Origin of the sequence: Alteromonas lipotrueae (genome assembly GCF_019249215.1) — a bacterium.
In the GTDB taxonomy this organism is placed as follows: Bacteria; Pseudomonadota; Gammaproteobacteria; order Enterobacterales; family Alteromonadaceae; genus Alteromonas; species Alteromonas lipotrueae.
Map to the genome: position 1 here is coordinate 37427 of NZ_JAESDI010000009.1, position 21708 is coordinate 59134.

Consider the following 21708-nt stretch of genomic DNA (forward strand, 5'->3'; position numbering starts at 1 on the left):
CATATAGCGAAAAAGCACTTTGCATTTTCACGTTTGGGACCAATGATATAGGGGTATGACGAAATCCCCAAATTCAGGCTATGAATTATTAACTATTATAAAGGTCGTACCGAACACGACTGCTGGGATTTCCTAACTAGGTAAGGATTAATAATGCAAGTATTTGACGACAACTCTCTATCTATTGGCCGCACGCCTCTAGTTAAATTAAACCGCGTTACTTCTGGTAACGTTTACGCAAAGGTTGAGTCTCGTAACCCTAGCTTCAGCGTTAAGTGTCGTATTGGCGCCAATATGATTTGGGATGCAGAAAAACGTGGCGTGCTTACCCAAGGTAAGGAAATCGTAGAGCCTACCAGTGGTAACACAGGTATTGCCCTTGCGTTCGTTGCTGCTTCACGTGGTTACAAACTTACCCTAACCATGCCTAGCAGCATGAGTTTAGAGCGTAGAAAACTATTAAAGGCCCTTGGTGCAAGCTTAGTATTAACTGAAGCACCTAAAGGCATGAAAGGTGCAGTTGCCGCCGCACAAGAGATTGTGGCTTCTGATCCTGAAAAGTACGTTTTACTTCAGCAGTTCGATAACCCTGCTAACCCTGCTATCCATGAAAAGACCACAGGTCCTGAAATTTGGAATGACACCGACGGTAAAGTGGATGCATTCGTAGCAGGTGTAGGTACAGGCGGAACCATTACTGGTGTAAGCCGTTACCTTAAAAACACGCAAGGTAAAGCTATTACCTCTATTGCTGTAGAGCCTACTGACTCGCCCGTTATTACCCAAGCGATGAACGGTGAAGAACTCACACCAGGGCCACACAAAATTCAAGGTATTGGTGCAGGCTTCATTCCAGGTAACTTGGACTTAAGCTTGATTGACGAAGTTGAGCAAGTCACCAACGATGAATGTATGGAAATGGCGCACCGCTTGATGACCGAAGAAGGTATTCTTGCGGGTATTTCTTCTGGTGCAGCAGTGGTAGCAGCAAAACGTTTTGCTGAACGCCCAGAGAACAAAGACAAAATTGTTGTTGTACTGCTAGCCAGTGGTACCGAGCGCTACCTAAGTAGCCCATTATTTGCGGGCGCATTTGGTGACCAAGAAGAAACACAATAATCACTTTTATTAACCCGTTATACGGTTAGAGTGTAAATAACAAAACGAGGCTTCGGCCTCGTTTTTTGTTTTTAGATACTCTATAAAGGCATACCATTCATCATCGCTATATCATTGTTTGTAGTAAAAAGGGCTCAAAACCTTTTATCTCAACTATCTTTATCTAAAGTCAGTAATTTAAAAGATGAGTGAATGTTATTCGAAAGGTTTAGACGTATTGGCTTGCGTCTCATCGGATGAGTCTTGATAATATGCGCGATCATTTTCCTTAGTCTTATTGTGGGGTTGTCATAAATGCGGTCTTTTCGTTTTAGTTTGTTTGCCGTTTTGCTTAGCGTGCTTTGTTTAGCAGGATGTGGAGAAAAAGAAGAAGGCATGGGTCGCTATGGTATGTTGGCCGACAGTACGCCAGAGTATTCTGCAGTTACGTTTCTGAAAAGCGTTTATGAAGACGATAATCTTGATGTAGCCATTAGCCTGTCATCCGATCGTTTAGCGAGAATTCTGACTAATTACCACAGTAATAGAAATGTTCAGCGCCACCTTTTAAATTTAAAGTACGACTCTGTCGTTATTACCCCACAAAGCGGTAATAGTGTTGGGCGTTCTGAGTTCTCGGAAAAGGCAACGGTTACCGTATTTTTAAGTGGAATGTACGATAACGATAAAATTGAGGACTTGCGCAGCTTAGAGCTTATTAAAGAAGATGGTATGTGGAAAGTATCTCAAATACATCCAGATCATTTCATGTAATAAAAAAGGCTGTTCGAGTTATTCGAACAGCCTTTTGTGTAAGCTAGGATGCTTTTTAAATAAAGCCGCTTAGCGCCCTACCGCAACGCCTTCACGTCTTGGATCCGCACCGCCAATAATCTTACCCGACTTAATTTGAATACCATGTAAACCGCTGTTTAAGTCGACAACCTTTACATTATGCCCTAACGCTTTTAACGGCGCTTCAAGCTCAGCAATCGGCGTTCCCTTTTCAAGGGCTGTGTAATCATTTCGGTTAGTAATTTTAGGTAAATTAATGGCCTGCTGTATGTCTAATCCAAAATCCAACACGCCCACTAACGTTTGTGCCACGTAACTCACAATACGTGAGCCACCAGGAGAGCCTACTACGACTTCTAGCTCGCCTTCCTCATCGAACACCATTGTGGGGCTCATAGCGCTTCGTGGGCGCTTACCTGGCTCAACACGGTTGGGTACAGGGAAGCGATTCTGCGTAGGCGAAAACGAAAAGTCGGTTAATTGGTTATTTAGCAAGAAGCCACCAACCATCAAACCCGAACCGAACATAAACTCGATACTTGTGGTCATCGATACCGCGTTGCCCTCTTTATCGACGATAGAGAAATGCGAGGTGTTAGGCTGTTCCATGTTGCTGCCAAGACTAATATTGGCATCACCGTAAGGATTGCCAGCACGTACCCGTCGCCACTTCTTATCGGATGCAATACCTTCGGCACGGCGATTCAGATACGCGGTGTTAATCATGGCGGCAAAAGGTAGGTTGGTAAAATCACTATCCGCTATGTATTTTTCTCTGTCAGCGTAGGCCAGTGCGCTTGATTGAGTAAAAACGTTTGCGAATTCTACAGAGTCAGGCGTGAGGGTAGAAAAATCCTGCCCTTCCAACATTTTCAGAATTTGGTACACGTTTATACCGCCCGAACTTGGCGGTGCCATGCCACAAATCTGTTTTTCACGATACAAACCACACACCGGTTCACGTCGAATAGGTTCGTAAGCAGCTAAATCCTCTGTTGTCATTTGACCTGGGTTAATTGACGCAGAATTTACCGTTTTAACAATCTTTTCAGCTAGCTCGCCTTTATACAGATAATCAGTGCCGTTTTCGGCAATACCCTTCAACGTTTTAGCCAATTGCCTATTTTTACGTATTGCACCTTCTTTTAACGGAAGCCCAGCGGGAAAGAAGTAGGTGGAACTGGTTGGAAACGTTTTTAAACCTGGGTGGTAATCAAGGGCAATGAGCTTGGCCAGTCGTGGGGACACTCGAAACCCTTCGGTTGCCGTTTTGATAGAATCGTCAAACAGTGCGTTCCACGGCAAATTACCGAATTCACTTTGGGCAGTTTCCAGCGCTTTAATTGCGCCAGGTACACCTACCGATTTCCCGCCTACCACGGCATCAAGCCAACGCATGGGCTTATTGCCTTCAATAAACCAATGAGAGTTTACGGCCGCGGGGGCGGTTTCTCTACCGTCAAAGGTGTGCAGCACTTTGTTTTTATTGTCCCAATACAATATAAACGCGCCACCACCAATTCCAGAGGATTGTGGTTCAACAAGCGATAACATGGATTGCACAGCAACAGCAGCATCAATGGCGCTTCCACCTTTCGCCAATATATTTTTGCCTGCCCATGAAGCATATGGGTTAGCTGCTACCACCATGTAATCTTTAGCAGCAAAGGCTTGTTTGTCCACGTATCCCGTGGCAGCCTCTGGCTCCCCAACTTCTCTTACTTGTTGTGCACTTGCAGACACCAACAGGCAGCTTGAAACTGCAATGGCTAAAAGCGATGAACAGAACCATGAACCACGTTTCAAAATATGACTTCCTCTTTATTTAAATTTCTCCGGATTGATCGGACGTTTTGACAAAAACGCATCAAACGCTTCACGCGCAGCCTCTGAATCCATTGCTTGACCAAACACATCGAATTCAATATCCATATAATGGTGGGTAGATTCCACATCATTCTTTAACAGTGATTTGGTTTGCATCAATGCAAATGAGGGCTTTGACACCAGTTTTTTACACACCGATGCCACTTTCTCGGTTAACTCGTCGGCAGAATAGATACCGGTAATCAACCCAAACTGACACGCATCTTCTGTGCCAAATGGTTCGCCTAACATCAGCCACTCGCTGGCTTTTACATGCCCCGCCATTTTCGGAAGAAGATAACTTGAAGCAAATTCAGGTACAAGGCCTAAGTTGATGAATGGTAGAACAAATCGGGTGTTTGTCTCAGCGTAGATAAAATCACAATGTAATAGCATCGTCGTGCCTATACCCACAGCTACGCCATGAACCTGTGCGACTACCGGCACTTTACAGTTTATTAGCCCGCGCATAAATGCCGCAGACTCATTCACGTCATCTCCTTCTTTGCGCCCTGCAAAATCACTAATATCGTTACCGGAAGTGAAACAATCTCCCTCACCACGAATCAGCACAGTCTTGATACTATCGTCATTTTCAATACTGAATAATGCGTCAGCCATGCTCTGATACATTTCTCGGGTTAAGGCGTTTTTCTTCTCTGGGCGATTGATGGTGATCGTTAAGATCCCGTTTTTCTTTTCACTTAAAATTAGAGACATGTGTCACCTCTTTACGTTTTTATGATTGTTATATAGGCGGAAGCCGACAAAAAAAGCATTTTTACCGATAACGCTTCCCACCCTACTGGCAATTTTATGTATCATACCCAGCACACACGGATTACTAAAATAAATAACAATGATGATGTCACTACCGGTCTCACCTAAGTATAGCGTAGGGCCACTTATTTTAGCGTTTAGCGCTATTGTCGCTTTTTTCTTAGAGCCGCTCTCTGGTAAGTGGTTAGCTTACGATCGTTTCGCCATTCAAGGGTTGGAAACCTGGCGTTTATTATCTGGCAATATTGTGCACACCAATGGGTATCACCTGCTGCTGAATTTATCAGGCCTTACCTTACTGTGGGCGTTACACGGCGAACATTACCGAATAGGTCGTTTCTTAAAAGTATTTGTATGGTGCAGCTTAGGCACAAGTGCAGGTCTTTACCTTTTTTCTGAAGATCTTATTTGGTATGCGGGGCTATCAGGTGCGCTACACGGTATCTTCGTATGGGGCGCGTTAATGGATATTATGAATAAGATGCGCTCGGGTTGGATTTTACTGGGCGGTGTTGCGCTTAAAGTGATTTATGAACAAGTATCAGGCAGTAGTGCTCAGGTTGCTGCACTGATTGACGCCAAAGTTGCCATCGATTCGCACTTATTCGGTGCGCTAAGTGGATTAATCATCTTCACGCTGATGTGGCTAACCGCTAAAAAACGGTAGTTAACAAGTGAAATAGAATTGGGTGTGACAATACGGTTTCCTGTACTAACTACTGACTACCCACTAAAACAAAAACGCCCCTTTATAGGGGCGTTTTTTTTATCTTAATAGCCCGCCTTTGCTCACTACAAATTCTCTTCGAATAACTTATAGATTCGGCGGTATTCATCTAACCAAGAGCTTGGTTGAACGAAACCATGTGGCTCTACAGGGTAAATAGCCGTTTCAAAGTCTTCCTTTTCTAGCTCGATTAAGCGCTGAACTAGTCGAACCGTGTCATGGAAAAACACATTGTCATCCACCATGGGGGCATTAATTAACAGTGGTTTCTCTAGCCCATCTGCAAAATAGATAGGTGAACTGCGCTCATAAGCAATAGGATCTACAGCTGGGGTGTTAAGGATGTTTGACGTATACCCAATGTTATAGTGCGCCCAATCTGTTACTGGGCGAAGCGCTGCGCCAGCTGCAAAAAGATCCGGTGCGTTAAACATAGACATAAAGGTTAAGAACCCGCCATAAGAGCCCCCATACGTGCCTATTCGGTTGCGATCGACATTGGCGTTTTCTACCAACCAGTTAACCCCATCGCGTAAATCTTGTACTTCAGGCGTCCCCATGTTGCGGTAGATAGCCGTGCGCCAGTCGCGCCCGTAACCCGCCGAAGCACGGTAGTCCATATCTAGTACCACATATCCTTGTTGCACTAGCATGCTGTTAAACATGTATTCTCTGAAATACAACGACCACCCTAGGTGGGCATTTTGCAAATAACCTGCACCGTGATTAAAGACTACTGCCTTAAGCGGCTTACCTGCTTGATAGTCTTTTGGTAAGTATACGCGGGCATAAATAGGGGCATCGGTGTGACTAGATGGAATGGCCACCACGTTGGGCACTGCCCACGGCATAGCGGTGAACGCGTCGCTTACCGTATCGGTAATTTTCATAGCCGCTTCATTGCTATCTACAGCTTTAACATAAAGCTCTGGAGGACGAGACACTTTGCCATGACTTAACACTAATGTGGCGTTATCCGGACTGAGTTTATACTCTGTTATACCGTTGAGGTTGGTTAGCGCTTCTACTTCACCGCCGGTAGTCTTCACACGATAAACTTCAAAAATACCGGGATGTTTACTGTTTGCGGTAAAATACATCCACATGTCATCGTTAGACAACGTTGGGTTATCGGTAACGAATGTACCTTGGGTTAATGCTTTTGGCGCTTGACCAGGTACTTGCGTATAAAGATGTGCATACCCTGAATGTTCAGACTGATAATACAAGGTTTCGCTGTTATTAAACCAACCGAAGCTGTTAAAACGATAGTTTACCCACGCATCATCATGTAGGCGATGTTGGTTCACTAAACGTTGGTTATCCAAGTCTACCGTGGCAATCCAGCGATCTTTGTTGTCCCAGGCCTCTACCATTACCGCAACTTGCTCACCGTTTTTATGCCAGCTTATAGACGGCTTTTGCCAGTTCCAGCTAGATAATAAGGTAATAGGTCTTGGTAAGCGGTTCACGTCATAACGCTCACCTTTAGCTTCAGCATTTTCAGTCTTTACATCGGCTAACACATCATCGTTATAGCCCGGTAAGCTAAAATAATTTAATAATGACTTTTCACCGCTAGCTAAGTCTAAGAGCCAAAGCTGATGATTAATGGGTTCAGCGTCAGCTACTTTTCTACGTACAGGCTTGCTCGCTATGCGGCTATCTTCCTGAATGTAGTGCGGCATAATGTCCCTATCATCACGAGTAGGCGTATCTGGCGTGGTCGCCACAATCGCAAAATTCCCTTTCGGGGATACACTCACGCCTACCAGTTTATGGGTTTTATCGAAATAAAAAGTATCGGGTGCAATGCTGGTGTTATTTGCCGCAAGCGTATCTTGCGCATTTGCTTTCGCTTCACGATCTTTGCGCTTTTTAGCAATGTATTGAATTAATGATTGTTGCTGCTCGGCAATATAATCTTTTGGCGCAGCGACTGGTTCTGGTTCATCGCTGAATGCCCAACTTACCAATTCTTCTCTGCTGCCGTTCGTTAGGTCTATGGCAATGGCGCTGTTGCCACTCAATGCCATTAAACGCCCATCAGTCATAAAAGATAGCGATGAGAGAAAGCTACCACCACGGGTAAGTTGCACAACGTCATCATTGGCAAGTTGCACATATACGCTGTCTTTAAACCGGTAGGCAATGACGCCGTCTTCGCGCTCTGCCCGCTCATCGTATTTATATTGATGTAATTGAGATAGCGGTGCTTTTTCACTTTTATCCGCCGCATCAAGAGTTGCTATATAAACATCTTTTAGCTTGCTGTTAGCTTGTTCTCTTTCGTAAACAATGTGACTACCATCAATTGACCACCCCATATTAGTCGGGGCTCTGCCTAACCATTGAGGATCTGCCATAATTTGCTTTAAGGTAATCTCACCGTTTTGCGAGTACTGTACAGGGCCCGGTTCAATATCAGGGATGTAAGAAGCAATCGGTTCATTACGGTTACTTTTAGGTGCTCTAGATGAAAGGGTGTCACTTTGGGCGGAGCTTCTTTTAGCGTTTAATTCAGTAGTTGGATCTGTATTGGCGCATCCGCTAAGCAGAAGCGTAATACTAGAAGCTAAAACAAGGGAAGAAAATTTCTGCATATTAACGACTTTATTTTTTAGTTATGCTCGCATTATACCCAAAGAATTGTGTGATTGACTAATAGGCAGTAAACACTAGGTGTAATTTACTTAATCTATTAAAAACTCAATATAACGCTTTTCATAAAAAGCACGGCATAAAAAAGCCCCGCATAATATGCGGGGCAATCAAGCACACTCAACTTGGAACACACTTTAGCTCAAACGCACTCATTGCGTTTTGCTAACTGCATAGATTTAGTCAGCGCTTTTTGGGGTTAGTTCAATTATTTTACCCTTCGCATTAGCGATACTTTCGTGAGCACCGTCTTCACCCATGCTAAGTCCTTCTGCGTAAACAAATTTTACATCAGTAATACCAATGAAATTTAAAAAATGGGTTAAATAGCCTGTTTGTGTATCGTAATCACTGCCTTCGTAGAGGCCGCCTCGACTAGCAAACACTTTAGCTTGTTTGCCTTCTAGTAAACCCACCGGCCCTGTTTCGGTGTACTTAAAGGTAATACCCGCCCGTGCGACACGATCGAAATAGGCTTTAAGCGAAGAAGGAATACCGAAGTTATACATGGGTACCGCTAGCACAATTTCGTCTGCAGCTTGAAGTTGTGCAACCAGATCGTCGGAAACCGCGGCCAAACTTTTCTGAGAGGCAGAACGTTCGCTGGTGTCTGTCATCCACGCTTGCATTTCTTCACTCGTTAAATGTGCCAACGCTAGTTTTGCAACATCAACTTTTGTTACCGATATTTCGCTGCCTTCTAGTGATTGAAGGTAGAAGTCAGCAAGCTCAGTTGATTGACTGTTTTCGCCATTGAGGCTTGAATACACAACAAGAATAGACGTCATAATATTTCTCCTATTAGTTAGTCTGTAAATAATAGGAGAAAATAAATCGAATCTATATTAGGAAAAAACCCACCTAACGTTCTATTTTAAATGACGAACGATCCATACCACAAAATACGCTAGCGCAAAATTTTCTAGTGGAGATTCTTAGCTGAATATTAGTGAAAGCATATCTGAGGGGAGGATTCAGAGGGCAAGAAGCTGATCCTCTCATTGCTAACCCAGAATCAATCGAGTTTGCCACAACACAACTAAGAGAATTAATGCGATGAAAAGGATCTAGCTACTTCTTGCAAAATCGATATTACCATCACTTTTTGTTCGTTACTGCTCCGATGACGAACAAAAAGTGAAAATAACGTTAAATCAATGAAGCCGACAATTTAGTTATCTGCGTATTTGCGGTCGAAAGCCTTAGAAAAATCATTAATAAGATCGTCGGTATCTTCAATACCTACCGAAATTCTTATCATGGTATCGGAAACCCCCATGGCTTCGCGTTCTTCTGCCGTATTTTCGAAGTAAATTGTTGGGGCCACTGGTAATGCCAACGTGCGATTATCACCTAAGTGCGTGGCGCAAATGACCAACTCTAGGGCATTTAGAAATTGAACAGGGTCGATATCATCAACAAGGTTAAAGCTAAGAATAGCGCCATAGCCTCTTTTCAATTGCTCTCTTGCCATAAAGTGCTGCGGGTGACTAGCCAGCCCAGGGTAAAATACGTGTTTTACTTTGGGGTGGTTGTCTAAAAACATAGCAAGTTTTTGTGAATTCTCACACGCTCTAGCAAGGCGCAAGCTTAATGTTTCTATACCTAACGCTATGGCTGTCGCAGACTGAGGTGCCAGCGTGGCGCCTAAATCCCGTAACCCTTTTTTCTTAATTTGGGTTAAACCCCATTGCGCTTCATCGGCAACTTGGTAAGCGCTTTTAATGTTTCCAAAGCCTTTCCAATTGAAAAGGCCGGTATCAATCACTGCACCACCGAGCACATTTCCATGACCAGAAATATATTTAGTCAGTGAGCAAAATATTAACGACGCCTTCAGATCTTTAGCATAGAAAAGCGGAGGCGGTGTCATGGTGTTATCTATCATAAACAAAATATTACGCTCTTCGCAATATTGACCGATAGCACGTAAGTCAGCAACCTGGGTCACCGGGTTAGCTACCGTTTCCGTATAAACCCCTTTCGTATTGGGTAAATACGCTTCTTTGACGTTCTGGATATCGGTAACATCAGCGAAGGTAATTTGTACACCATAGTCGGCCAGAGTATCGAAAAAGCTTCGTGTGTTTCCAAACAAGTATTGGCTAACAATAAGATGATCGCCAGCTTTTAAAAGAGAAAACAACGTACTACTAATGGCAGACATACCCGTTGAGAAGCACAGCGCCCCTAAACCGCCCTCAAGATCGTTAAGCATATTTTGTAATGCGGCAACCGACGGAGAGGATGAGCGAGAGTATACGTGGGCTGCACGCTTGCCCTGAAAAGCATCAATGATACCTTGGGCATCAGAAAATTCGAAAAGTACAGAATTAGAAGTGCTGGTGTGCACGCCGCCATGCTCTGGAGTATTGAGCACACGATCTGCGTGAACCTGCCGGGTTGTAAATCCCTGTTTTGACACGGGTGAACGCTCCGTTACGTTAGCTGGTTATACAGTTTTTTGGATAATGGGCGCAAACGTTAGCATAAAACGCATAAATAGTTTGCATTTGTTCTTCAATATTGTCGATTTGGTTAATTATTGGGCCAAGAACAACGGTTTTTGTGGCGTAATCAAGTCCTAGCAGCTGAATGGGAATATTGGCCTCTTTGGCTATGTACATAAAACCGGTTTTCCATGGAAATACGCCCTTGCGTGTCCCTTCTGGTGCCAAAGCTAACACCACTTCTTCACTGCCTTGTATTTGCCGTACAATATTATTTACCACCCCATGAGCTTTACTTCGTTCAATGGGTATGCCGCCAAGTTTCCTAACGATATAGCCTAAAGGGGGCGTAAAAATGGTGTGTTTACCAAAAAAGTTAACCTTAATGCGCAATGCAAACACCACCAGTATGCCAATAAAAAAATCCCAGTTCGAGGTATGTGGCGCTACGGCCAATATCACTTTTTTATCGTTGATGAGCTCACCTTCCACGCGCCACCCCCGTTTAGTTAATATAAAACTGCCGCAGGCACTTAGCCAATGTGGCCATTTGCGTGGTAACTTATTGCCCACTAACTGATGATGAATCGTTTGTTTCATTCTTGTTATTCTCTTACTACGTTTTAGCGGGTAAGCATAAAAAAGTTAGCAGCAATCCACCACCTTTACGTGATATTGAATACTGTAATAGTGTTCATTATTCACCACAGTCAGCGAGTTAAGTTGTATATGTGCATATTGTTTATTGCAGTAGACCAAAGTCAGGAATTCCCCTTAGTAATCGCGGCAAATAGAGATGAATTTCACGCTAGACCTACCGCGGCATCTGGCTTCTGGGAAAATCACCATCATGTACTTGCAGGCCGAGACTTACAAGCAAATGGCACCTGGATGGGCGTTACGCGTAACGGAAAACTAGCGGCTTTAACCAATATAAGAGCTCCGGAAACGATTAAAGTCGATGCAATTTCTCGCGGCGCTTTAGTCGCAGACTGGCTTATAGATGAAGCACTTAAACAGCCCACTTACCTTGAAGCTTTACGCGCAAACCGGCACCAGTATAACGGCTATAATCTGGTTTATGGCGATGTGAAATCACTGGCGGTTTATAACAACTTCGAAGACACCCACGCTACGTTAACCCAAGGTGTCTATGGTTTATCCAATGCGAACTTAACAACACCTTGGCCGAAAGTCACCAAAGGAATAGCGTCGTTAACCGACTACGTGAGACAGAATAGTAAGCTCGACACTGAGGCACTTTTTGCTATTTTGAAAGACGAAGCGAAAGCGTCTGATAACGCTCTCCCCAATACAGGCATTGGGTATGAATGGGAAAAACGTTTGTCGTCCATTTTTATCCAATCACCAGAGTATGGCACACGCACTTCTACCCTGCTTCTTGTTGATAACCACCAGCGAATACATTGGTATGAACGCACTTTTAATACACAAGGTGGTGTAGAGGGTAACCAACATTTCACTATCGACTAAGCATTGCCTAAGCGGGCGGTAACGCATAAAGGTGGAAATCAAAGCAAGTATGAGGTGTATTAACAGAGACGGATTTTTGTGATGTGTATTTCGTTTTACACTACAAATACCGATTTAATGACATATTTTCTACTATAAAGGGTCGTTTTTTCTACCATCGGTGGCATAATGCGTGCCTGCTATTTTTTGCATTGCAACGAGGACATATCGTGTTTGAAGTATTACCCCAACTCGCCCCAGATCCAATTCTTGGTTTGTCAGCTGCTTATCGTGAAGATCTTAATTCTCATAAAATCGACTTAGGTGTCGGTGTTTATAAAGATGAGCAAGGTAATACCCCTATTCTTACTAGCGTAGCGAAAGCGCAACAACTGTTGTTAGAACGTGAAACCAGCAAAACCTATATTACGCCACAAGGTAATCAAGGTTATATCGACAACATGCTTACTTTGCTATTAGGCAAGAGCAGTCCTGTATTGCTTGCTGACCGTGTTGCCGCGGTTCAAGCCCCGGGTGGTTGTGGTGCACTTCGCATTCTTTCAGAATTACTGGTTCGTTGTAACGAGAACGCTAAAGTATGGGTAAGCGACCCAACCTGGGCTAACCACATTCCATTAATTGGATCGGCTGGTCTTAAAATTGAAACCTATCCGTACTTCGATAAAGCGTCTGCTAGCATTCGCTTCGATGCCATGATGGATACCCTTCGTGGTGTTGAGAAAGGCGATATCGTGTTACTTCATGGTTGCTGTCATAACCCAACGGGTGCAGATTTGACTAATGCACAGTGGGACGAAGTATTGGCCGTTGCTAAAGAGCGTGAGTTCCTCCCCTTTATTGACGTTGCTTATTTAGGTTTCGGTGAAGGCTTAGATGAAGATGCGTATGGCCTTCGTCTATTGGTTGAAAACCTACCAGAAGTGATTGTTGCGGCGTCTTGCTCTAAAAACTTCGGTTTATACCGTGAGCGTGTTGGTCTTGCAGCTATCATTACTGCTGACACGGCCACGCGTAAAATTGCACAAGGTCAAATTCAATCTATTGCTCGCGGTATTTACTCTATGCCACCTAGCTACGGCGGTGCTTTGGTTGATATTATTCTGTCTGATGAAGCGCTTAATCAAGAATGGGTAAATGAAGTAGACGAAATGCGTAACCGCATGAAGTCTCTACGTGCCATGCTAGTTAAGAATCTTCACGACAATGGTTCGCCAAAAGACTTCAGCTTTGTTAACGATCAAAAAGGCATGTTCTCGTTCTTGTGTATTACACCGGAGCAAGTGCGTGAAGTGCGCGAAAAGCACAGTGTTTACTTCGTAGACTCAAGCCGCGTGAACATTGCGGGTATCAACACAGAGAACGTTGAAACATTAGCGAAAGCCTTAGTCTCGGTACTTTAAGCACGTGGTACTGTAAATCTCAGTACGATAAATACTCGGTTTTTAGTTACACATAAAAAAGGGCTGCGTGAAAACGCAGCCCTTTTTGTTTGTATCAGTCGCTTGGCTATCTCTTGTGGGCAATCCCGCTAGTACTATCTCTTTTTAAATAGTGCACACTAACGCGTGCCTGCGGTAATCATCCTATCTAACGCATTAGCGAAATTCTGTTTATCTCGCTGAGAAAACGCTTTAGGGCCACCCGTGTGTTCACCGCTTGAACGCATGGTATCCATAAAATCTCGCATAGTGAGCGCAGCGCGAATGGATGATTTGTCATACTCATCGCCCCGGGTATTCATGGCTTTGGCGTTCTTGGCCAGAATATCGGCAGCCAAAGGAATATCGCCGGTTATCACCAAATCACCGGCTTCTATCTTTTCAACAATATAATCATCTGCGGCATCAAAGCCAGAAGGCACGATAGTTAACGTAATGTGTTTATCTGGTGGAACAGACATAGAATGATTAGCAACTAAAGACAAAGGCAGGCCGGTACGTCGGGCTGCCTTGAAAAGTATGTCTTTAATTACACTGGGACACGCATCTGCGTCAACCCATATATGCATGGTAAAATCTCGTTAGCGTTTTTACGCTAGCATACCACCATCAACTACCACTGTCGTGCCTGTGGTGTAGCTAGATGCGTCAGACACTAAGTACAATACCGTACCCGCCATTTCATCCGGGTCGGCAACACGGCCTAGTGGGATCACTTTTAACGCGTGCTTCAAAATTTGATCATTTGAAGTTAGTGCAGAGGCAAATTTGGTATCGGTTAAACCAGGTAGTAAGGCGTTAACACGGATATTTAAGCTTCCACATTCTTTCGCGAATGATTTCGTCATACTAATAACCGCCGCTTTCGTAATAGAGTAAATACCCTGCATATCGCCCGGTGTTACACCATTCACTGAAGCCGTGTTAAGAATGACGCCACCGCCCTGCTCTTTCATCATTTTGCCCGCTTCAATAGACATAAAGAAGTAGCCACGAATGTTCACGTCTACTGTTTTGTCGTAAGCGCCTAAATCTGTATCTAGGATATGACCAAAGTACGGGTTAGCTGCGGCATTGTTCACTAGTATATCTAACTTACCGAAGTCGCTCTTAATCGCCGCAAATGCAGCGGTAATTTGCTCCATATCGCCAACATGACAGGCAAGCGCTGTCGCTTTACCACCTGCATCACGAATTGAAGAGGCTACTGCTTCACAGCCATCAATTTTACGGCTAGACACAATAACGTGTGCGCCATATTGCGCCAACAGACGGGCGATTGATTCACCAATACCTCGGCTAGCACCTGTTACTAGAGCAACTTTGCCGGTTAAATCGAATAAATTTTTCATAATAGTTTTCCCTTTTTAAATCTGTCGCGCTTTTTATTAAACGCAAGAACTTTTATCAAACGCAAGAAATTGGGTGATTAGGCCAACATGCCGCCATCAAGTACAACCGATTGCCCTGTCATGAATGAAGACTCATCACTACACAACCATGCTATCGCATTCGCTATTTCTTCAGGTTTGCCTAAACGCTTCATGGGGTTTGCCCCCACCATGGCTTTTTGCCCACGTTCGTCTAATTTAGACAACACGCCCTGCACCATCGGTGTGTCAACAAAGCTGGGGCACACCGCATTAATACGAATATTCGCACGGGCATATTCCACCGCCGCCGATTTAGTTAGGCCAATAACACCGTGTTTAGATGCACTGTATGCACTGATCATAGGCGCGGAGCGTAAGCCCGCTACCGACGCAATATTAATAATATGACCGCCACCATTTACGGCCATATGTTTAAGCGCATTCTTCATGCAATACCACACGCCCGCTAGATTCACCTGAATGTTCTTCATGAACATAGCATCGTCTACTTCAGTAAGGGGCGCTGGGAAATGGTCTATACCCGCATTATTGATAATTACGTCTAGCTTAGCTTGCTCTGAAAACGCCGCTTCAAACATGGCATTCACTTCTGTAGGCTCGGTAACATCTACTTTTACCGCATAGGCATTACCGCCCTCTTCTTTGAGCTCATGTACTAAGGCTTCAGCAGCATCCATATTTAAATCAGCAACACCGACCAATGCTCCACGCTCACATAAGGTTTTGGCCGAGGCCGCGCCAATACCTGAACCGCCACCGGTGATAAGGATATGTTTCCCTTCTACGTTTGATGCCACCATTGTTATTGCTCCGCCTTAATTATTAACGCAATTTGCCGTTGTTGGTATGTCATTGTTATGCCCTTTAAGCCGTTATTAAAAATAACTGGCTTTCACATTTTCACAGGTTGGTTCTTGAGACGTAATGACTTCTATATCACGTTTCACTAGCGGTAATTCCCAATTTAGGAAGTATTCAGCGGCTGCCATTTTACCTTCGTAGAAATCGCCGTCTTGACCACCCGCCCCTTCAACCAGTGCTTGCTCTGCCACATTCGCTTGGCGTAACCAAATCCAACTGACTACACAGGCAGAGAAGATATTCAAAAAGCAACTTGCGTTGGTAAGCAGTACAGCTTGTTTATCTGAACGTAGATCACCCGCCGCTTGTTGAATAAGCCCGCCTAGTTGGTCAAGGTAAGGTTTAAGTTTCGCCGCTAGTGCTTGGGCTCGTGGTGTTGTAGCCGCTTTCATGTCGCCAGATACACGGGCCATTAATACTTGAAGCCCTTTGCCTTCGCTTTGCCATAATTTACGGCCTAGTAAATCCAAGGCTTGAATACCGTTTGTTCCTTCGTGAATAGGGTTCAAACGGTTATCCCGCCAACACTGTTCTACAGGGTATTCACGGGTATAACCTGCGCCACCAAGAATTTGAATGGCTAAGTCGTTAGCTTTGGGGCCAAATTCTGAAGGCCACGCTTTAAATACAGGGGTGAGTAGCTCAAGTAACTGGGAAATTTCGGTGCGTTTTGCGGTGTCTTCTTCCGTCTCTAACGCATCAATTAAGGTGCTGCCATATAAACACAGTGCCATGCCACCTTCACAATAAGATTTTTGCGCTAACAACATGCGACGCACATCACCATGGTTAATAATTGGTGTTGCTTCATCTTCTGGTGCTAGCTTTGGTGCGGCACGCCCTTGGGTGCGATCTTTGGCATACTCAAGTGAATAGCGATAGCCGCGATAACCAATCATGGCTGCACCGTAACCCACACCAATACGCGCCTCGTTCATCATCATGAACATATAACGCAAGCCTTGGTGCGGCTCACCCACGAGATAACCATGACAGTCACCGTTCTCACCAAAGGTAAGTGCGGTAGAGGTCGTCCCGCGATAACCCATCTTATGTATAAGCCCAGCTAGGGTTACGTCGTTACGAGGGCCAGGTTTTCCGTTTTCATCTAAACGGTATTTAGGAACAACAAATAACGAAATACCTTTTACACCCGCAGGGCCGCCAGGAATTTTCGCTAATACCAAGTGAACAATGTTGTCTGATAATTCGTGTTCGCCAGCAGAGATATAAAGCTTACTGCCCTTCACCCGATATGTACCATCTTCATGAAGGGTCGCCGATGTACGAATATCTGCTAACCCAGATCCGGCATGAGGCTCAGTTAATGCCATAGTGCCGGTAAAGTCACCTGTTAGCATTTTAGGTAAAAAGGCTTGCTTGGTTTCTTCGTTAGCAAAATGCTTAACCACATTTGCAGCAGCAGCAGTAAGAAAAGGATACGCTGTGGTGGAAGGGTTTGCCGCTAAGAAGTAACCTGCACACGCATTCATGATGGTAACGGGTAATTGCATTCCGCCATCGTCATAATCGAAGTGACCTGCAATAAAGCCCGACTCACGATAGGTATCAAAGGCTTTTTTAACCTCATCTATCATGGTGACTTTTTTGCCATCAAAAGTAGGCTCATTTTTATCGGCGATAGCGTTGTGAGGTAGAAACAGCTCTTCAGCCATTTTTTCTGCCATATCAATAACGGCATTAAACGTTTCTACATTATGTTCCTCAAAACGGGCCTTTTCACACAGTGATTGTGTGTTTAAAACTTCGTAAAGTTGGAATTGCATTTCCCGGCGGGGAATAAGTTGGTCAGCCATAATAAAGTCCATGAGCAAATTGTTAATGCATTGTGTCATATTCGTTATCATGCCATTATTGTCATTTATGACACAATCATGGCCATTTACGCCAACAATCACTGTTAGTTATCGTATTTAATAAACCGTATTATTTTTATGAATAAACCACCTTTCGTCGTGACCGTATTAGGGTTTGATCAAGCACTGGCTTCTGCCATTACCGGCGCACTCGATGTTTTCGCGTTTGCAGGCATCAGTTGGCAGCGCATTCATAACCAACCCACCACGCCTAAATTCAAAGTTCAGCTGGCGAGTTTTCACGGTAAACCTTTTCACTGTACTAACCAGTTACTGCTAACCCCTAACATTGCTATTGAAGATGTCATTGAAACCCATATCTTGCTGATCCCCACGATTGGCGGCGATATTGATACCGTTTTACAAGAAAACGCGAATCAACTTGTACATATTAAACGGCTGCAAAAACAAGGGGCGGATATTGCGGGTAATTGCACAGGGACTTTCTTGTTAGCAGAATCAGGATTACTTGATAACAAAGTTGCCACTACCCATTGGGGCTATGCCGATAAGTTTCGCTCTAGATACCCTAATGTTAATTTGCAGTCTGAAAAGATGGTAACTGAACAAGATGCTATTTTTTGTGCAGGTGGCGGCATGGCGTGGATAGATTTGGCTATTTTGCTTATAGAACGTTATTGCGGTCATCAAGTGGCAAGCGATACTGCCAAGTCACACGTACTCGATTTTTCCAGGCCGAATCAAACCGTGTATGCAAGCAGTCGCCAGCATAAATTTCACCAAGATAAAGATGTGTTAGCAGTACAAAATTACTTAGAAAATCACTTTACGAAACGTCTCACCCTGAAACATGTTGCCCACGAACACAATATGACTGAACGCACATTAATAAGGCGTTTCAAGCAAGCCTGCGCAATAACGCCTATTCAATATCTTCAAGGTTTACGATTAGAACAAGCGCGAAAAATTTTAGAAACGTCTTTGTCTCCGCTTGAATCAATTGTAAATAGTGTGGGCTACGAAGACCTTAGTTCTTTCACTCGGCTTTTCAAAAAGAATACCGGTTTATCGCCTTCACAATACCGCGCCAAGTTCATAAGAAAATAAATATTTACAACAATGATAAGTTTTTATTACCTAGTTTGTGTAAAATGCTACGCCGCGTACAGACCGCTTTTTCTGTACCGAAAAACACTACAAAAGTATAATTCAAAACTCTTGGTGGACACATGAGAACACATAAACTAGCCTCTTTGGCGCTTGCAGTTAGTGCAGCGTTCAGTACTTCAATCGTTGCTCAAGAAGCAGAAACAATACAAAAAAAAGAAACTGCCCTTGAACAAATTACCGTAACAGCGCAAAAACGTACCCAGTCAATACAGGAAGTGCCTATTTCTGTAGCGACCCTAAGTGGCGAGAAATTCGAAAGCTTATTTTCAGGTGGTGAAGACATTCTTGCATTGGCCGTTCGTGTGCCTGGGCTTTACGCTGAATCGTCAAACGGTCGCGTAGCTCCACGTTTCTATATTCGTGGCCTAGGTAACACTGACTTTGATTTAGCTGCCTCACAGCCTGTTTCTATTATCATGGACGAAGTGGTAATGGAAAATGTGGTACTAAAAAGCTTCCCACTTTTTGATGTGCAACAAGTTGAAGTTTTACGTGGCCCACAAGGCACCTTGTTTGGCCGTAACACTACAGCAGGTATCATTAAGTTCGATACAGTAAAACCTACACAAGATTTAGAAGGTTACGCTAAAGCCGGTTTTGGCTCTTATGGCACTATGAACTTTGAAGGCGCTGTAGGCGGCGGTTTAACTGACGAGCTATCTGCCCGTTTGTCTGTACTTTCACAAGAGCGTGACGATTACATCGACAATGCTGCAACAGGCCAAAAAGATGCGCTTGGTGGCTTTGACGAGAAAGCATACCGCTTACAGCTTCTTTGGGAACCGTCTGACGACTTCTCTGCATTGTTAAATGTGCACGGCCGTGAATTAGAAGGCACAGCCTCTATCTTCCGTGGCAACGTTTTCAATAAAGGCGAAAATGGCCTAAATGCAAGTTACGATCGTGACACCGTAAGCTATGACAGTGACCTATTAGGCACAGGTGCTGATAACAACCCTCAAGAATATGACGGTTTTGGTACTTCATTAAAACTTGAATACGACATGGATGACGTAACCTTCACGTCTATTTCTGCAATAGAAACGGCTGACGGTTACAGCTTAGGTGACGTAGACGGTGATAGCATTGCGAGCCAAAACTTCGTTACCCAAGATAAGTTAAACGACCTAGAGCAATACACACAAGAATTCCGCCTTTCAAGCAACACTACAGATGCTATGAACTGGCAGGTAGGTGCGTTCTATTACGACGCGTCTTTCAATGTAACCAGTGTTGATGGTTTCTTCGGTGCAACAACCGTATTCCATGACAACAAAACCTGGGCATTGTTTGGACAGACTTCTTACCAAGTTAACGAGAAGCTAAATATTACTGGTGGCCTTCGCTACACTCACGATGACAAATCGCTTATTGTTGGTGAACAAAACGTTGATGGCTTCGCGGTACTTATCGGTTTTGCTAGCGTACAAGAATATGATGATATTCACGTAGACGACGGTCAAATGAGCTATGAGCTTAGCGCCAACTATCGTGTTACTGACGATATGTCAGTATTTGCTCGATATGCTAACGGCTTTCGCGCGCAAACCATTCAAGGCCGCGATGTAGCCTTTGAAGGATCTCCTTCTGTAGCTGAAGCAGAAACCATTAACTCATTTGAAGTAGGCGTTAAGTCTGACTTGCTAGATGATACTTTGCGCTTAAATGCTGCTGCTTTCTACTATACAGTAGACGACATGCAGTTCTCCGCCATTGGTGGTGGTAACAACTTTACGGCACTGGTAAATGCCGACAAAGGGGAAGCCTACGGGTTTGAAGTTGATGCCCAATGGCTAGCGACAGACGAACTTACTTTCACTGCTGGTTATAGTTATAACCACACAGAAATAAAAGACGATACATTAACTGTTGCACCTTGTGGTACAAGTGCTGATGCAGACTTCACAGGTTACTGCACAGTATTAGATCCTCGCGCCGATGGCTTCTCAGCATCAATTGATGGTAACCCATTCCCTCAAGCGCCAGAATCAATCTTTAACTTTACCGCACGTTACACAGTACCAATGGGTGACGACGGCGAATTCTTTATCTTCACTGATTGGGCTTTCCAAGGCGAAACTAACCTCTTCCTTTACGAAGCGGTTGAATTTACGACTGATGACAACTTTGAAGGCGGTTTACGTATTGGTTACGAAAACTTCGAACATAACTACACAGTAGCCTTGTTTGGTCGTAACATTACCGATGAAGATAACGTTAAAGGTGCAATCGACTTCGCAAACCTTACCGGTATTGTGAACGAACCACGTATTCTTGGTGTTGAAGTGAAATACTCTTTCTACTAAGCGCAATGTTGATATAGCTTAAAAGTGCAGCCCTATTCTGCACTTTTACTTTAAGCCTTATCACATTCCGTTTTTAAGATTGATAAATTTAAAAAAGCGAAGGTGTCGTTCTACCGCCCCTTCGCTTTTTTGTTCTCTACTTTTACCTTGGGCCTTCTAACCTTGGCAATTTATCCTTGCCTGCTTGGCCATGTGCTCGTAGGCATTTGTTTTTTGGTGACTGTCTTTTAGGTAATCTTCTTTAGGTGATCATCTTTACGTACTTGCCACTTACTCTAGGCTTTCATGCTTATGGCTTACACTTCATCTGCATAAGTGATTAGGCCGCAAATTGCTCGGTATGCACCCACTCACTTTCCTGCTGTAGCCTTCCTTGTTGTTGCCTTCCTTGCAATACTCTTTCTTGCAAGAGCATACGCTGCAACTTACGGCAAACATTCACCATCCGAGACATCTTGGTAAAATAAACCTGCTCTATTAATTCGCCTTTTTCATTAAACATGAAACTGGCTAACTTGCAGTTTTTGTAGGGCAGATAAAAGTGGTGGACTGTAAATCGACGAGACACAGGCGCGCCCATGACTTTTTGATACATACAAAAAGGCAACGAGTCCGCCCGTTTATCACCGCCAAATAAATGCGTTAAGCGCTGGAACTTATCTTGCCCTGGCGAAGATAATATTCCGAACTTTTCAATAAGTTGATCAACTGCTTTAACACCTGTAGTCATCGCGTTCACCTATTCACTGTTTATTTATACAGTATATAGCTAATCGTACAAAATGCAAACAAAAACACCGCATTGGCAAACCAATGCGGTGTTTTTATA

Annotated in this window: 18 protein-coding genes; 7 read left to right on the forward strand and 11 right to left on the reverse strand. The window is 44.0% G+C overall.

Going from position 1 to position 21708, the window contains the following annotated elements; all coding sequences use genetic code 11:
* Positions 1-153 precede the first annotated feature (153 nt).
* Entirely contained in the window at positions 154-1119 is a 966-nt protein-coding gene (cysK, locus tag JKP82_RS12030) for a cysteine synthase A (protein ID WP_013784262.1), read from the forward strand.
* 294 nt (positions 1120-1413) lie between these two features.
* Positions 1414-1872 (forward strand): nuclear transport factor 2 family protein, encoded by a 459-nt coding sequence (locus JKP82_RS12035; RefSeq protein WP_159530590.1) that lies wholly within the window; start codon positions 1414-1416, stop codon positions 1870-1872.
* 69 nt (positions 1873-1941) lie between these two features.
* Here the strand turns inward: JKP82_RS12035 and ggt are convergent, their stop codons facing one another.
* Positions 1942-3699 (reverse strand): gamma-glutamyltransferase, encoded by a 1758-nt coding sequence (ggt, locus tag JKP82_RS12040; protein ID WP_159530592.1) that lies wholly within the window; start codon positions 3697-3699, stop codon positions 1942-1944.
* A gap of 15 nt (positions 3700-3714) precedes the next feature.
* Positions 3715-4479: an enoyl-CoA hydratase gene (locus JKP82_RS12045; RefSeq protein WP_159530594.1), complete on the reverse strand. Its 765-nt coding sequence runs from the start codon at positions 4477-4479 to the stop codon at positions 3715-3717.
* A gap of 142 nt (positions 4480-4621) precedes the next feature.
* Between JKP82_RS12045 and rrtA the strand changes: the two genes are divergently transcribed.
* The gene (gene rrtA / locus JKP82_RS12050; RefSeq protein ID WP_218397325.1) at positions 4622-5206 is read left to right on the forward strand and encodes a rhombosortase; all 585 of its coding nucleotides are present in this window, start codon (positions 4622-4624) and stop codon (positions 5204-5206) included.
* 125 nt (positions 5207-5331) lie between these two features.
* Here the strand turns inward: rrtA and JKP82_RS12055 are convergent, their stop codons facing one another.
* The 4 genes from JKP82_RS12055 to JKP82_RS12070 form a co-directional block, all read right to left on the reverse strand.
* Positions 5332-7869, reverse strand: a complete 2538-nt coding sequence (locus JKP82_RS12055) for a S9 family peptidase (protein WP_218397170.1) — start codon at positions 7867-7869, stop codon at positions 5332-5334.
* Between the two features lie 237 nt (positions 7870-8106).
* Positions 8107-8715, reverse strand: coding sequence for an FMN-dependent NADH-azoreductase (locus tag JKP82_RS12060; RefSeq protein WP_159530598.1), 609 nt, complete (start codon positions 8713-8715; stop codon positions 8107-8109).
* 383 nt (positions 8716-9098) lie between these two features.
* Positions 9099-10352, reverse strand: coding sequence for a cystathionine gamma-synthase family protein (locus tag JKP82_RS12065; RefSeq protein WP_218397172.1), 1254 nt, complete (start codon positions 10350-10352; stop codon positions 9099-9101).
* 19 nt (positions 10353-10371) lie between these two features.
* On the reverse strand, positions 10372-10977 hold the full coding sequence (locus JKP82_RS12070) for a 1-acyl-sn-glycerol-3-phosphate acyltransferase (protein WP_159530602.1): 606 nt from the start codon (positions 10975-10977) through the stop codon (positions 10372-10374).
* A 129-nt stretch (positions 10978-11106) separates the two neighbouring features.
* Here JKP82_RS12070 and JKP82_RS12075 point away from each other — a divergent pair, with 129 nt between their 5' ends.
* Together JKP82_RS12075 and JKP82_RS12080 are read left to right on the forward strand one after the other, a co-directional pair.
* On the forward strand, positions 11107-11871 hold the full coding sequence (locus tag JKP82_RS12075; RefSeq protein WP_218397174.1) for an NRDE family protein: 765 nt from the start codon (positions 11107-11109) through the stop codon (positions 11869-11871).
* A gap of 209 nt (positions 11872-12080) precedes the next feature.
* On the forward strand, positions 12081-13271 hold the full coding sequence (locus tag JKP82_RS12080) for an amino acid aminotransferase (protein WP_218397176.1): 1191 nt from the start codon (positions 12081-12083) through the stop codon (positions 13269-13271).
* Between the two features lie 158 nt (positions 13272-13429).
* On the opposite strand, the gene JKP82_RS12085 is transcribed toward JKP82_RS12080, so the two are convergent.
* The 4 genes from JKP82_RS12085 to JKP82_RS12100 all read right to left on the reverse strand — a co-directional run bounded on the left by JKP82_RS12085 (position 13430) and on the right by JKP82_RS12100 (position 17382).
* Entirely contained in the window at positions 13430-13879 is a 450-nt protein-coding gene (locus tag JKP82_RS12085) for a YaiI/YqxD family protein (protein ID WP_013784278.1), read from the reverse strand.
* Between the two features lie 21 nt (positions 13880-13900).
* Positions 13901-14662, reverse strand: a complete 762-nt coding sequence (locus JKP82_RS12090; RefSeq protein WP_159530608.1) for an SDR family oxidoreductase — start codon at positions 14660-14662, stop codon at positions 13901-13903.
* A gap of 77 nt (positions 14663-14739) precedes the next feature.
* The gene (locus JKP82_RS12095; protein WP_159530610.1) at positions 14740-15504 is read right to left on the reverse strand and encodes an SDR family NAD(P)-dependent oxidoreductase; all 765 of its coding nucleotides are present in this window, start codon (positions 15502-15504) and stop codon (positions 14740-14742) included.
* A 75-nt stretch (positions 15505-15579) separates the two neighbouring features.
* Positions 15580-17382, reverse strand: a complete 1803-nt coding sequence (locus JKP82_RS12100; protein ID WP_218397178.1) for an acyl-CoA dehydrogenase — start codon at positions 17380-17382, stop codon at positions 15580-15582.
* A 138-nt stretch (positions 17383-17520) separates the two neighbouring features.
* Here JKP82_RS12100 and JKP82_RS12105 point away from each other — a divergent pair, with 138 nt between their 5' ends.
* Positions 17521-18510, forward strand: coding sequence for a GlxA family transcriptional regulator (locus JKP82_RS12105; protein ID WP_218397180.1), 990 nt, complete (start codon positions 17521-17523; stop codon positions 18508-18510).
* Positions 18511-18632: 122 nt separating this feature from the next.
* Positions 18633-20879, forward strand: coding sequence for a TonB-dependent receptor (locus JKP82_RS12110; protein ID WP_218397182.1), 2247 nt, complete (start codon positions 18633-18635; stop codon positions 20877-20879).
* 319 nt (positions 20880-21198) lie between these two features.
* Here the strand turns inward: JKP82_RS12110 and JKP82_RS12115 are convergent, their stop codons facing one another.
* Positions 21199-21609, reverse strand: a complete 411-nt coding sequence (locus JKP82_RS12115) for a hypothetical protein (RefSeq protein WP_218397184.1) — start codon at positions 21607-21609, stop codon at positions 21199-21201.
* Between the last annotated feature and the right edge of the window lie 99 nt (positions 21610-21708).